The organism is Onishia niordana, assembly GCF_004798965.1.
Classification (GTDB): Bacteria; Pseudomonadota; Gammaproteobacteria; order Pseudomonadales; family Halomonadaceae; genus Onishia; species Onishia niordana.
In genome coordinates this window covers 1-250 of sequence record NZ_SDSD01000139.1, presented here as the reverse complement: position 1 = coordinate 250, position 250 = coordinate 1, and the positions used below count along the sequence as shown (strand labels likewise).

The window sequence follows — 250 nt, the reverse complement described above, 5'->3', positions numbered from 1 at the left end:
AATTGTGTGGGATTGAGCCAGAAAAATATCCTATCTTAATTTTCGAAGAATGGGGGGTGTAATCTTTGAGCGTTTCTTGACTTAATCTTACCAATTCTTCACTGGCAAGGTTTCTGTTTATAATTACCTCAGAGCTATAGTTTTCAAGTTCTTCTTTTAAGGTTTGCGTGGTTGTAATGACTCTATCGCACAAAGCCATCATTTTCCCATAAGATTTCACACCGCTATCGTACTCATACTTTTCAATATC

At 36.4% G+C, this 250-nt stretch carries 1 protein-coding gene; it reads right to left on the bottom strand.

What is annotated here, in order from left to right:
- The coding region (locus tag ETC27_RS18250; RefSeq protein ID WP_136256086.1) for a glycosyltransferase family 4 protein at positions 1 to 250 on the bottom strand (250 nt) is incomplete at both ends.